The 15,171-nt window shown below is 70.8% G+C and carries 1 protein-coding gene; it reads left to right on the top strand.

Annotated elements, in window-relative coordinates; all coding sequences use genetic code 11:
- Positions 1–9: 9 nt before the first annotated feature.
- On the top strand, positions 10–14,808 hold the full coding sequence (locus EIZ44_RS22520; RefSeq protein WP_134731010.1) for a non-ribosomal peptide synthase/polyketide synthase: 14,799 nt from the start codon (positions 10–12) through the stop codon (positions 14,806–14,808).
- Positions 14,809–15,171: the final 363 nt, after the last annotated feature.

The raw sequence follows: 15,171 nt of genomic DNA, 5'->3' as shown, positions 1-15,171 counted from the left end.
GGACTCCCCATGACCTCGTCCCGTGAGGACCGCATCGCGGCGCTGCCCGCTCACCTGCAGGAAGCGCTGCGCCGCCGGATGGCCGGAGCGGCCGGCCGCGCACCGGAGATCCCGGCGGCCGCCGACCGTTCCGGCCCGGTGCCCCTGTCGTCCGCGCAACGCAGGCTGTGGTTCTTCAGCCAGCTCCGCCCGGACGATCCCGAATACAACAGCGCGTTCGCCCTGCGCCTGACCGGTGAGCTGGACGTCGAGGCGTTGGCGACGGCGTTGCGGCTGCTGGTCGCCCGGCACGAACCGCTGCGCACGACTTTCGAGGAGGTCGACGGCGAACCCCGGCAGCTCATTCAGCCGCCGTACGAGGTGGCGCTGCCCGTGGTGGATGCCGCGCCGGAAGACCTCGATGCTGTTCTGAAAGCGGAGTACTCGCGACCCTTCGATCTCTCGCACGGACCGTTGCTGCGCGCGGTGCTCGTGCGGCTTGGGCTGGCGGAGCACGTGCTGCTGGTGTGCGTGCACCACATCGCCACGGACGGCGCGTCGATGGGCGTGCTGACCGAAGAACTCGGCCTCCTCTACCGCGACGGCGAGCGCGCGGACCTGCCGCCGCAGCCGTTGCAGTACGCGGATTTCGCGCTGTGGCAGCACAATCGCCCGACCCGCGCGGCGGGGCTGGAGCACTGGACCCGGCAGCTGACCGGCGTGACCCCGCTCGACCTGCCGACGGACCGGCCGCGTCCGGCTGCTCACAGCACCGCGGGTGCGGTACGCGAGTTCGCCGTCCCGTCCGATGTGGCGGGCGGGCTCGCGGAACTGGCGCGCACCTCGGAAACCACGCTGTTCACCGTGCTGTTCGCGGCCTGCCAGGCGCTCTTCGCGCGCTACACCGGCCAGGAGGACATCGCGCTCGGCACCGTCGTTTCCGGCCGGGACCGCCCGGAGTTGGAGCGGGTGGTCGGGTTCTTCGTCAACACCGTCGTGCTGCGGTCCGAAGTGGACCGGTCAGCTTCCTTCGCCGACCACCTGGCCGCGGCACGGCAGACCGTCCTCGACGCCTTCGCCCACGACGACGTCCCGTTCGAGGAAGTGGTCGACGCAGTGCACGCGGGCCGGGACCCCGGCCGCAACCCGTTGTTCGACGTCATGGTGCTGCTCCACCCCGCGGCCGGGACCGGGCCGGTGTTCCCGGACCTGGCCGCCGAACCGGCCGGGGTGGGGCGGGATTCGGCCAACTTCGACCTCACCGTCGAGTTCGAGGAATCCGGGGGCCGCCTCGCCGGGCTCGTGGAATACAGCACCGAACTGTTCGAGGTCGGGACGGTCGACCGGCTGATCGCGCACCTGCTGCGGCTGCTGGCCGGGATCGCCGCCGACCCGGGCCGCCGGATCGCCGACCTGCCGCTGACCACCGAGACCGAAGAAGCCCAGCTGCTCGGCTGGCGCGGCCCGGTGCTCGACGTCCCGGACGGCACGATCGTCGACCTCCTCGACCACCAGGCGAAGACGCAGCCGACCGCGACCGCGCTGGTCTGCGGCGACGTCCGGCTGAGCTTCGCCGAACTCGCCGCGCGCAGCGACGTCCTCGCCGCCGAACTCGCCGGCCGGGGCGCGGGGCCGGACCAGGTGGTCGCCGTGCTGCTCCCGCGCTCCGCCAACGCGATCATCGCGCTGTTCGCCGTGCTCAAAGCCGGGGCGGTGCACCAGTCGATCGATCCCGGGCTGCCCGCCGAGCGGATCGAGACGCTGCTGGTCGACACCCGGCCGGTGGTGGTGCTGGACCGCATCGGCGGCTTCACCGACGGCCCGCGCCCGGCCGCGCCGAAGCCGGCGGACGCCGCCTACGTGATCCACACGTCCGGTTCGACCGGCACGCCGAAGGGCGTCGTGGTCGAGCACGCGGCTTTGGCGAACCTGCTGGCCAACCACCGGGCCGCGTTCGGCCGCGAACGATTGCGCGTGGCACTCACCGCGTCGCTGTCGTTCGACACGTCGTGGGAAGGGCCGCTGCTGCTGGCCGACGGCCACGAACTGCACCTGATCAGCGACGAAACCCGCCTCGACCCGGCCGCTCTCGTCCGCTACGTCCGCGAGGAGCGCATCGGCTTCCTCGACGTGACCCCGTCCTACCTGCGGCAACTGCTGCCCGCCGGACTGCTCGACGGCGACCAGCGGCCGCGGTTCCTGATGGTCGGCGGCGAGGCCATCGGCGAGAGCCTGTGGCACGAACTCGCCGGATCCGGGGTGGCTGCCGGGAACTACTACGGCCCAACCGAGTCCACTGTGGACGCGACATGGGCACTGGTGACCGGGGGCCGGCCGTCGATCGGCCGTCCGCTGGGGAATGTCGGCGCGTACGTGCTGGACGAACAGCTCCGGCTCGTCCCTGCCGGGGTTCCGGGCGAACTCTGCCTCGCCGGCGCCCAGCTCGCGCGCGGTTACCTCGGCCGGCCGGGCTTGACCGCGGATCGGTTCGTGCCGAATCCCTTCGGCGCGCCCGGAACCCGCCTCTACCGGACCGGCGACCGCGCCCGCTGGACTGCCGACGGCCGGCTGGAGCACCTCGGCCGGACCGACGACCAGGTCAAAGTCCGCGGTTTCCGGATCGAGCCCGGCGAAGTCGAGACCGCACTGCGCGCTCAGCCGAAAGTGCTCGATGCCGCCGTCGACGCGCGGGACGGCAGGCTCGTCGCGTACCTCGTCGGCGATGCCGAGCCCGGCGAGCTTCGCGCCGCGCTGACTCAGACGTTGCCCGCGCACCTGGTGCCGTCGGCGTTCGTTCACCTCGACCTGCTTCCGCTGACCCGGCACGGCAAACTGGACCGCCGGGTGCTCCCGGAACCGGAGATTTCCGCTTCAGCGCAGTACATCGCGCCGCGCGACGACCGTGAACGGCTCGTGACCGACGTCTGGGCCGAAGTGCTCGGCCTGGAGCGAGTCGGTGTCGAAGACGATTTCTTCGCGCTCGGCGGCGATTCGCTGCTCGGCATCCGCGTGGTCGCGCAATTGCGCGCTGAACTGGGTGCGGACGTGCCCGCCCGGCTGGTCTTCACCGCCCCGACCCCGGCGCTGCTGGCCGCCCACCTGCCCGCCGCGTCCGCGCCGCAGGAAGCGATCCCGCTGATCCCGCGTGGCGAGGGCCCGTTCGAAGCCCCGCTTTCCTTTGCTCAGCAACGACTCTGGTTCCTGGACGAATTCGACCCCGGCAGCACCGAGTACGTCTCGCCAACCGCGCTGCGGCTGCGCGGCGACCTGGACGTGCAAGCGTTGAACCAGTCGCTCACCGCGCTGGTGGCCCGGCACGAATCCCTGCGCACGACCTTCGCGACAGTCGACGGCCAGGGCAAGCAGATCGTCCACCCGCCGTACGCGGTCGATCTCCAGGCGGTCGACGGCGATCTCGACACCGCACTGGCGGCCGCGACCGGCCCGGTCGACCTGCACACCGGCCCGCTGCTGCGCGCCGCGCTCACCCGGCTCGGCCCCGACGACCACGTCCTGACCCTGGTGCTGCACCACATCGTCACCGACGGCTGGTCGTCGGGCGTGCTCCTGAGCGAACTCGCCGCCTTCTACTCCGCGTTCACCCGCGGCGACGAGCCCGAGCTGCCACCGCTGCCCGTGCAGTACGCCGATTACGCGGTCTGGCAACGAAACCGCACCGACTTCGACGGCCAGCTCAGCTACTGGCGGCACCGGCTCGCCGGGCTGGAGCCGCTGGACCTGCCGACCGACCGGCCCCGCCCGGCGGTCCGCACGAAGAACGGCGCGCTGCACGAGTTCAGCGTCCCGGTCGGCACCACCGCACGGCTCGCCGAGCTGTCCCGGCAGCAGGGCAGCACGCTCTTCATGACTCTGCTCGCCGCCTGCCAGCTGCTGTTCGCGCGCTGGTCCGGACAGGACGACATCGCGGTCGGCACCGTCGTGTCCGGCCGGGAACGCACCGAGCTGGAAGGCCTGATCGGCTTCTTCGCCAACACCCTCGTCTTGCGGTCCACAGTGGACTTGAACCGCGGTTTCGCCGAGTTCCTCGGCGAAGTCCGCGACACCGTGCTCGACGCCTTCGCGCACCAGGACGTCCCGTTCGACCGCGTCGTGGACGACGTCCAGCCCGAACGCGACCCCAGCCGCACCCCGTTGTGCCAGGTCATGGTCGTGCTGCACAACACCCCGGACGCCCGGCCCGCGCTGCCCGGCCTAGCCGTCGAGGAGGTCGCGCCGCCGATCGTGACCGCGGGCTTCGACCTGGCGATCCACTTCCAGCAGACCGCCGGGCGGCTCGACGCGGTCGTCAACTACAACACCGACCTGTTCGACGCGGCGACCGTCCAGCGGCTGAGCGGCTGGCTGCGGATCCTGCTGGCCGGAATCGCGGCGACCCCCGCGCAACCGCTCGGCCGTCTGCCGTGGATCACCGCCGCCGAGCGCGACCGCGTCCTGCGCGACTGGAACCCGGGCGCCGTCGCGCCCCCGGAGCCGACGCTGCACCGGCTGTTCGCCGCGCAAGCCGCGCGCACGCCGCACGCCGTAGCGGTGACCTGCGAAGGCGTGGAGCTGACCTACCGCGAGCTGGACCGGCGAGCGAACCGCCTGGCGCATCGGCTCATCGGCGAGGGAGCCGGACCGGAACGCCTGGTGGCGCTTCGGCTGCCGCGGTCGGCGGACCTGGTCGTCGCGATCCTCGCCGTGCTGAAGTCCGGCGCGGGATACCTGCCCATCGATCCGGACTACCCGCCCGCGCGGATCGAGGCGATGCTTGCCGACGCGCAGCCGGTGTGCGTCGTGGACACGGTCGCCGCGGACGACCAGCCGGACACCGATCCCGGCGTGCGGGTCCGCCCGGAGAACACGGCGTACGTCATCTACACCTCCGGCTCCACCGGCGTGCCCAAGGGCGTGCTCGTCCCGCACACGAACGTGACCCGGCTGTTCTCCTCGACCGACCACTGGTTCGGCTTCGGCGACCAGGACGTCTGGACGCTCTTCCACTCCTACGCCTTCGATTTCTCGGTCTGGGAACTCTGGGGAGCCCTGCTGCACGGCGGGCGCCTCGTGGTGGTCCCGTCCGAGACGGTCCGGTCGCCGGAGGAATTCCTGGCGCTGCTGGCCGAACAGCAGGTGACCGTGCTCAACCAGACGCCGTCGGCGTTCTACCGGCTCGGCTCGCTGCCGTCCGCGCCGTTGAGCCTGCGGTACGTGATTTTCGGCGGCGAGGCCCTGGATCCGGTGCGCCTGGAGGAATGGCGACGGCGGTATCCGGACGGGCCGCAGCTGGTGAACATGTACGGCATCACCGAGACCACCGTGCACGTCACGTACCGGCTGCTCGACGACCGCGCGACTGTCGGCGTGCCGATTCCGGACCTGCGCGCTTACGTCTTGGACGCCTGCCTCGAACCGGTTCCGCCCGGCGTCACCGGCGAGCTGTACGTCGCGGGCGCGGGCCTGGCGCGCGGCTACCTGAACCGGCCGGGGCTCACCGCGTCCCGCTTCGTCGCCGACCCGTTCGGCGAGCCGGGCACCCGGATGTACCGCACCGGCGACCTGCTGTGCTGGACCCCGGACGGCGAACTCGCCTACCGGGGCCGGGCGGATCACCAGGTCAAGATCCGCGGGTTCCGGATCGAACTGGGCGAGGTCGAGGCGGCGTTGTCGGCGCATCCGGACGTGACCGGCGCGGTGGCTGTCGCGCACGGGACCGGCGATGCCCGGCGGCTGGTCGCGTACCTGACCGGGACCGTGCCGGGAACCACGGTGCTGCGTGAATTCCTCGCCCGGTCGCTGCCCGCGCACATGATCCCGGCGGTGTTCGTCGCGCTGGACGAGCTGCCGCTCAACGCGAACGGGAAGCTCGATCACCGTGCGCTGCCCGCTCCTGGGGCGCGGGTCGAAAACCGTTACGTGGCCCCGCGTACCGAGGTCGAGACTGTCCTCGCCGAGGTCTGGTCAGCTGTGCTCGGGGTGGCCCAGGTCGGCGTCGAGGACAACTTCTTCGGTCTCGGCGGCGACTCGATCCTCAGCATCCAGGTCGTGTCCCGTGCTCGTCAGGCCGGGCTGACGATGTCGTCGAAGGATCTCTTCCAGCACCAGACAATCGCCGAACTGGGCCGCGTCGTCACCACCGGCGGACCGGTCGCTCCGGCACCGGAGCAGGCTGGACCCGCACCACTCGGCCCGATCCAGTCGTGGCTCTTCGCCCATCTGGACGAGCCATGGCGGCTGACCATGTCCGTCCACCTTGTACTGTCCTCAGTAGACGTTCCGAGGCTGACCGCCGCGATCGCTGAAGTCACTGCTCGTCATGCTGCGTTGCGGATGCGGTTCTCCGAAGTGGACGGAAGCTGGCAGCAAGAACCGGCTGCCACGGAACCGGCGGACATCCTGCGGCACGCCGATCTGTCCGAAGTAGACGACGTCGAGGCCGCGATGAATGCGGAGGCAGAGCGCGCACAGACCTCTTTGGACCTTGTCCACGGCCCGGTGTGGCGCGTGGTCCTGTTCACCTTCCGCGACCGCTCTCCGCAACTGTTCCTTACCGCGCACCACCTCGTCATGGACGGCGTGTCCTGGCGCGTCCTGCTGGGCGACCTCGAACACGCCTACCAAGGCGAACCGCTGGAACCGGCGGGCAGCTCGTTCACCCACTGGGCGAGGACGCTCGCCGACCACGTCCGCACCGGCGGGCTCGACGGCGAGGCCGAGTACTGGGGGAACGTGCTGCGCGGCGTCGAGACCGGACTCCCGGTCGACCGCTCCGGCCGCAACACCGCGGAGTCGGCGCGCTCGGTGTCGGTTTCCCTGGGCCGGGCCGAGACTTCCGCCCTGCTGCAAGACGTGCCCGGCGCATACCGGACCGAGGTCAACGACGTCCTGCTCAGCGCCCTCTCCCGCGTGCTGGCGCGCTGGACCGGCCGGTCGCAGGTGGTGCTCGAGATGGAAGGCCACGGCCGGGAAGACCTCGCCGCGCCGCTCGATCTGTCCTGGACAATCGGCTGGTTCACCGCGCAGTACCCGGTCGCGCTGACCGTGCCGGGCGAGGGCTGGGACGCGATCCTCAAGTCGGTCAAGGAACAACTGCGCGCCATCCCGAACAAGGGCGTCGGTTATGAGGCACTGCGCTACCTGACCGAGTCGCCGCTGCGGAACGACCCGACACCGCAGATCTCCTTCAACTACCACGGCCGCTGGGACGTCGGAACCGCTGATGACGGGCTCTACCGAGGCCGCGGGGAAAGCCTCGGCCGCGGCTCCGCGCCGGACAGCATCCGCCCGTACCTGCTGGACGTCGTCGGCGTGGTCGAATCCGGCGAACTGCACCTGACCTGGGAATACTCTGCCGAAGTGCACGAGGAGGCGACCGTCCGCGGCCTGGCCGAGGGGACCGTCGAAGCGCTGCGGGAAATTATCGCGCACTGCGCCGGAGCGGGCGGCCGCACGCCGTCGGACTTTCCGCTCGCCCGGCTCGACCAGGCGACGGTGGACCGGCTGGCCGGCGACGGCCGCGAGGTCGAGGACATCTACCCGCTGACCGCGCTGCAGGCGGGCATGGTCTTCCACCGCCTGGTCGACACCGGGTCGAACGCGTACTTCGACCAGTTCCGGCTGCGGCTGCGCGGTGTCCGCGACCCGCGTGCGCTGGCCGAGGCGTGGCAGCGCGTGGTGGACCGGACTCCGATCCTGCGCAGCAGCACGGCGTGGGACGGCGTCGCCGAGCCGGTGCAGCGCGTCCATCGCGGAGTCCGGGTGCCGGTCGGCCAGCACGACTGGCGCGGCCTTCCTCCCGAAGACCAGCAGGCTGAGCTGGCGAAACTGCTCGAAGCCGATCTGGCCGCCGGGATGGATCTGACGACCCCGCCGTTGATGCGCCTGGAGATCGCCCGGGTCGCGGACGACGAGGTGCAGTTGCTCTGGACCTCGCACCACGTCCTGCTGGACGGCTGGAGCACCGCCCAGGTCTTCGGCGAGGTGTGCGAGCAGTACACGGCGATTGTCCAAGGCACGCCAGCGAAACTGACCCCGCGGCGGCCGTTCCGCGACTACCTCGCCTGGCTCGCCGGACAGGACCGGGCCGCGGCGGAGGAGCACTGGCGCGACGTGCTCGACGGTTTCGCCGCGCCGACGCCGCTTCCGTACGACCGCCGTCCCACCGAGGCGCACCGAGCGGAATCCGGAGCGACGGTGCTGGTCGAGCTGTCCGAGGGGGAGTCCGCGGCACTGCGCGAGATGGCGAAAACCGCCGCGCTGACGGTGAACTCGGTCGTGCAGGGAGCGTGGGCGCTGCTGCTCGCGCGCTACAGCGGCGAGCAGGACGTCTTGTTCGGCACCACGGTTTCCGGGCGGCCGCCTGAGCTGCCCGGCGTCGAAGCGATGATCGGGATGTTCATCAACACTGTTCCGACGCGAGTGGAAGTCCGCAATGGACAGTCGGCCGCCGAATGGCTGCGCGCGATCCAGGCCGAGCAGGCGGACGCGCGCCGGTACGACTTCCTGGCACTCTCCCAGCTGCAGACCTTCACCGGGGTACCGGCGGGCGCGGCGTTGTTCGACAGTGTGGTGGTCTTCGAGAACTACCCGATCGAAGACAGCGGTCAGGACGGCGTCCGCGTGCTGGACGTCGAATCGCTGGACACCACGAGCTATCCGCTGAACCTCACCGCCTACCTCCACGACCGGCTCGGGCTCGAACTTTCCTACGACCCGAAGCTGTTCGACGCTTCGACGGCGCACCGGCTCGCTGGACACCTCGCCCAGCTGGTGCGCGCGATCGCCGCCGCCCCGGAGCGGCGCGTCGGCTCGCTCTCGCCGCTCAGCGCCGACGAGCGCGACCAGGTGCTGGCTCTGGGACACGGCGACACCGCCGACCTTCCTGCGGAGACGGTCCTGGACGTGTTCGACGCGACCGTCGCGCGGATGCCGCACGAGACCGCGCTGGTCTTCCACGACACCGACCTGGACTACGCGGAGGTCGACGCCCGCGCCACGCGGCTGTCGGAGGAACTGATCGAGCGGGGTGCCGGACCGGAGCGCGTGGTGGCTGTCATGCTGCCGCGGTCGGCCGAAGCCGTCATCGCGGTCCTGGCGATTTTCAAGGCAGGCGCGGTGTATTTGCCGATCGACGCGGACCTGCCGGAGGAACGCGTCCGCTTCCTGCTCGACGACGCGCGCCCAGTGGTCGTCCTGGGCAGGCCCGACGAGAGCTACGCGTCGCCAGCGCCGCTCTCGAAGCGGCCGGACGCGGACACCGCCGCCTACGTCATCTACACCTCCGGCTCGACCGGCAAGCCGAAGGGCGTCGTCGTTGAGCACCGCGCGCTGGTGAACCTGCTGGTCGCGCACCGCGCCGTTTTCCTCGACCGCGGGCGGGAGCGGGCGGCGCTCACCGCGTCGCTGGCCTTCGACGCGTCGTGGGAGCCGCTGCTGGCGATGTTCGACGGCCACGAGCTGCACGTGCTGGACGACGACACCCGGCTCGACCCGGTCGCCCTGGTCCGGGCCGTCCGCGCGCACGGGCTCAACCTGCTCGACCTCACCCCGGCCTACCTCCAGCAGCTGCTGGACGCCGGGCTGGCGACCGGCGAAGTCCGGCCCTGCACGGTGATCACCGGCGGCGAGGCGGCCACCGAAACGCTGTGGCGGCAGCTGGCCGCCGCGGACGTCACCGGGCACAACTACTACGGGCCCACGGAAGCGACCGTCGACTCGATCCACGCGCCGGTGACCGGCGACCAGCCGCTGATCGGCCGTCCGCTGGCCAACTTCCGCGCGTACGTCCTCGGCGACACCGGCGAACCCGTGCCGCCCGGCCTGCCCGGCGAGCTGTTCCTCGCCGGACCGCAGCTCGCGCGCGGCTACCTCGGCCGGCCGGGCCTGACCGCGGACCGGTTTGTCGCGGACCCGTTCGGCCCGCCGGGGGAGCGGATGTACCGCACCGGCGACCAGGTCCGCTGGACCGCCGACGGCTCGCTCGACTACCTCGGCCGCGTCGACGACCAGGTCAAAATCCGCGGGTTCCGCGTCGAACCGGGCGAGATCGAGACGGTCCTGCGACGGCATCCGGCGATCGCCGACGTCACCGTCATCGCCCGCGAAGGCCGCCTCGTCGCTTACGTGGTGGGCGAAGCGCAGGGCTTGCGCGAATGGACGCGCGAACGGCTGCCGGAGCACCTGGTCCCGTCGGCGTTCGTGCCGCTGGACGCGCTCCCGCTCAACCGGAACGGCAAGCTTGACCGGCATGCGCTGCCCGCCCCCGGCCGTACCGGAACCGCCGAGTACGTCGCGCCGCGCACCGCTGCGGAACAGCGGCTCGCCGCGATCTGGGCCGACGTCCTCGGAATCGACCGCGTGGGCGCCGACGACAGTTTCTTCGAACTGGGCGGCGATTCGATCCTCAGCATGCGGATCACGTCGCGGGTGCGTGCGGAGTTCGGGGTCGAGGTGTCGCCGCGGATGCTGTTCTCCGCGCCGACGCTCAGCCAGTTCGCCGCCGAACTCCCTGCCGAGCAGGCTGCCGCGGAGGCGATTCCGGTGGTCGCGCGGGACGGTGCGCTGCCGTTGTCGTTCGCTCAGCAACGCCTGTGGTTCCTGGACGAATTCGAACCAGGCGGTCTGGAATACATTTCTCCCACCGCTTTGCGCTTGCGCGGCGAACTCGATATCGACGCCTTGCGAAAGGCGCTGAACACGGTTGTCGCCCGGCACGAATCTCTTCGCACCACCTTCGACGCTATCGACGGCCACGCCGTGCAGATTGTCCACGAGCCCGCACCGATCGATCTTCCGATTTCGGCCTTTGATGAGGAAACCTTGGTGCGCGAAGCACTCCGGCCGTTCGACCTGCGCACCGGACCGCTGCTGCGCACCCGGTTGTTCCGGGAGGAATCCGGCGATCACGTCCTGCTGCTGGTGCTGCACCACATCGTCACCGACGGCTGGTCTGCCGGAATCCTGGCCGCCGAACTGGAGACCTGCTACTCCGCCTACCTCCGTGACGAGGAGCCACAGCTGCCCGAGTTGCCGGTACAGTACGCGGATTTCGCTGCCTGGCAACGGGATTTCCTCGACAGTCCCGACCTGGACGAGCAGCTGGACCACTGGCGCGACCGCCTCGCCGGGCTCGCCCCGCTCGAACTGCCCACCGACCGGCCGCGCCCCGCGGTCCGCAGGAACGAAGGGGAGTGGTTCGGCTTCGACATCCCCGCCGAGGTCGCCGCGAACCTGCGCGAACTCGCCGGCGCACAGCACGGCACCCTGTTCATGACGCTCGTCGCGGCCTTCCAGGTCGTGCTGGCGCGGTGGTGCGGACAGGAGGACGTCGCGGTCGGCACGGTGACCGCCGGACGCGAGCGGGCCGAACTCGAACGGCTGATCGGGTTCTTCGTCAACACACTGGTCTTGCGGTCCACAGTGGACTCGGGCGGGTCGTTCCGGGAGTTCCTCGGCAGCGTCCGCGACACGGTGCTCGACGCGTTCGCCCACCAGGACGTGCCGTTCGAACGAGTGGTGGACGCGGCCCAGCCGGTCCGCGACCCGAGCCGGACCCCGCTGTTCCAGGCGATGGTCGTGCTGCAGAACACCGGCGACCGGCCGGGCGGCGGCGCGCTGGTGGCCGAGGAGGTCGCCCTGCCCGCGACGACCGCGACCTTCGACCTGCTCGTGCAATTCGAGGAGGACGGCGGGTCGCTGCACGCCGCGATCAACTACGCCACCGGCCTGTTCGACGCCACGACGATCGAGCGGCTCGCCGACCGGTTGCTGACCGCGCTGACCGTTCTCGCCGCGCTGCCGGACCAGCCGATGTCCGGCTTGCCGCTGCTGCCGCGAGCCGAGCTGGACCAGCTGCGGGCCTGGAACGACACCGCCGTGGCCGTCCCGCCGGCGTCGGTGGCGCAACTGTTCGAAGCCCAAGTCGTGCGGACGCCCGACGCGCCGGCTTTGCTCTCTGCTGCCGGAGAAATCACCTTCGCCGAGCTGAACGCGCGGGCGAACCAGCTGGCGAGGCTGCTCGTCGACCGGGGTGCCGCGCCGGAACGGATCGTCGCCGTCCGGCTGCCGCGCTCGACCGCGCTCATCCTCGCGGAACTGGCGGTGGCGAAGACCGGGGCCGCGTTCCTGCCGGTCGACCCGGGCTATCCCGCCGAGCGCATCGAGTTCATGCTGCGCGACGCCGACCCGGTCTTCGTCGTGGACAGCGAACTCGACGCCGGGCAGTACGCGGACACGAACCTCGATGTCCCCGTCGACCCCGATCAACCGGCGTATGTCATCTACACGTCGGGATCGACCGGGCGGCCCAAGGGCGTCGTTGTCCCGAACAAGGGCCTGGCGTCCTTCGCCGCCGCCGAGATCGAGCATTTCCGGATCCGGCCGGGCGACTGGGTGCTGGCGTTCAACTCGCCCAGCTTCGACGCGTCGGTCTCGGAACTCTGCATGACCCTGCCCGCCGGCGCCGCGCTCGTCGTGCCGCCGGAGGGCCCGCTGCTCGGCACGCAACTGGCCGAAGTGCTGGCGGGATACCGGGTCACGCATGCGCAGTTCCCGCCCGTCGCGCTGGCGACCGTGCCCGAGGCGGCGCTGCCGGACCTGCGGACCATCGTCGTCGGCGGGGATGTCTGCCCCGCTGAGCTGGTCTCTCGCTGGGCACCCGGGCGGCGGATGATCAACGCCTACGGGCCGACCGAGACCACCGTCGTGACCTCGTGGAGCGAACCGCTGTCTCCGGGCGGGACGTTGCCGATCGGCAAACCGATCCGAAACACGGAAGTGCACGTGCTGGACGCGGGCTTGCGCGAGGTCCCTATTGGGTCGGCGGGCGAGCTGTACGTCCGCAGCATCGGCCTGGCGCGCGGCTACCTGTCCCGGCCCGGCCTGACCGCCGACCGGTTCGTCGCCGATCCGTACGGCCCGCCCGGCTCGCGGATGTACCGCACCGGCGACGTGGTCCGGCTGACCGCGTCGGGCGACCTGGAGTTCGCCGGGCGGGTGGACGACCAGGTCAAGATCCGCGGCTTCCGGGTGGAACTCGGCGAAATCGAGTCCGCCTTGCGACGGCACCCGGCGGTGCACGAGGCCGTCGTCGTGGCTCGGGAAGCTCAAGGGCACAAGCGTTTGGTCGCCTATGTGGTGGGCGAAACCGCTGACCTGCGCTCCTTCCTGGGCGAGACTCTGCCGGACTACCTCATCCCGTCGGTGTTCGTGCCGCTCGACTCGGTCCCCGTGAGCCCCAACGGGAAAATCGACCGCGCTGCCCTGCCCGCGCCGGACTTGTCGGCCTTGCAGACCGCCGAGTACGTCGCCCCGAGCACCGATTCGGAAGAACTGCTGGCGAACGTGTGGGCCGAGGTGCTGGGGATTCCGCAGGTCGGGACCGCGGACAACTTCTTCGAACTCGGCGGTGATTCGTTGCTGAGCATCCAAGTCGTGCACCGCGCCCGGCAGGCTGGGCTGGCGATGCGCTCGAAGGACCTGTTCACGCATCAAACGGTGGCCGAACTGGCCCGGGTGGTCCAGCCCGCCGATGCGGCCGAGGACGATCGCGAGGCCGTGGTCGGGGCTGTTCCGCTGACCCCGATCCAGCGGTGGTTCCTGGATGCTTCGCCGGTCAACCCCGCGCACTTCAACCAGTCCGTGCTGATCGAGCTGAACGGCCCGGTCGACGAGGAAGTGCTGCGCCAGGCTGTCGATGCGCTGGTAGCTCACCACGATGCGCTGCGGTTGCGTTTCGAGCGAACCGCCGAGGGCTGGCTCCAGCACAACGACCCAGTCAACTCCGGCTCCGTCCTGCGCCGAGTGTCCACTGTGGACCTGGAACGGGCCGCCGACGACGCGCAGGCGAGCTTCGACCTGGCCCAGCCTCCGCACCTGCGTGCTCTCCTGTCGGATTCCGGCGAGAACCCGTGCCTCTTCCTGGTCGCACACCACCTGGTGGTCGACGCGGTCTCGTGGGGGATCCTGCTGGAGGATCTGGAACGGGCATACCGGCAGATCGAAGCCGGGGAAAAGCCCGATCTGGGCGCGAAGACGACGTCCTTCCGGGACTGGGCACACCGCCTGCGCGAGTTCGCGGAATCCGGCGCGCTGGACGCCGAACGCCCGCACTGGGCCCGCGACCTGCCCGGCTGCGAGATCCCCGTCGACCGGGTGGGCGCGGCTCCGGAACCGCAGGAATCGGTGTCGATCCGCGTCGGCGAACGTGACACCGATGCTTTGCTGCACCTCGCGCCCGGTGCCTATCGAACGCGGATCAACGATGTCCTGCTGACCGCTCTGGCCTGGACGCTCACCCGCTGGACCGGCGACCCGGCGGTAGCGATCGACCTGGAAGGCCATGGCCGGGAAGAGATCCTGGACGACGTCGACCTGACCCGGACGGTCGGCTGGTTCACGACCGTATTCCCGGTCGCCCTGACAGTGGACCCGGCCGCGACCTGGCGAACCCAGGTCAAGTCCGTCCGGCGCCAGCTGCGCGCCGTGCCAGGAAATGGCTTCGGGCATGGGGTCTTACGGTGCTTCCGCTTCCCCGACCTGGGCCGGAGCACGCCGCGGGTCGCCTTCAACTACCTGGGCCAAGGCGAGAACACCGCCCCGGGCGACGGACTGTTCCGCCGCTCGCTCCCGCCGCTCGGCCGAGACCAGGACCCGGCGAACCGGTCGCCGCACGCACTGGAAGTCGTCGGCGGGGTGCGGGAGGGGCAGTTGGAGTTTTCCTGGTACTACCAGCCGGACCAGCATGCGCGCGAGACGGTGACCGGAGTGGCGGCGGGTTTCGCGGAGGCGTTGCGGGCTATTGCGGCGGATTGCCGGGGTGATGAGGCATGAGCGGGTTGCCGGGCAGGGGTTGTTGCCGCGCGGATTCCTCAGGTGTGTTGGGGGCTGTTGCGGCGGATTGCCGGGGTGATGAGGCATGAGCGGGTTGCCGGGCCGGGATTGTTGCCGCGGGGATTCCGCAGGTGTGTTGCGGGCTGTCGCGGCGGGGTTGCCGGGGTGGTGGGTCGTGAGCGGATGCCCGGACAGGGGCTATCGCCGGGCCGGTTTCGCAGGTGTGGTGCGCACTGGTTGCCGGGCCCGGCGCGGCCTTGCCCGCGAGGGCTGTCGCCGGGCCGGTTCCGTGGGTGTGGTGTGCGCTGATCGGCGGGGCATGAGCGGCCTCGTCCGCGAGGGCTGTCGCCGGGCCGGTTTCGC

Source organism: Amycolatopsis nivea, assembly GCF_004522235.1.
GTDB lineage: Bacteria > Actinomycetota > Actinomycetes > Mycobacteriales > Pseudonocardiaceae > Amycolatopsis > Amycolatopsis nivea.
The sequence above is the reverse complement of the archived record's forward strand: the minus strand, read 5'-3'. Positions and strand labels throughout refer to the sequence as shown.

Coding starts and splice junctions, on each gene's coding strand:
- EIZ44_RS22520 (WP_134731010.1), top strand. CDS start 10: ATGACCTCGTCCCGTGAGGACCGCATCGCGGCGCTGCCCGCTCACCTG.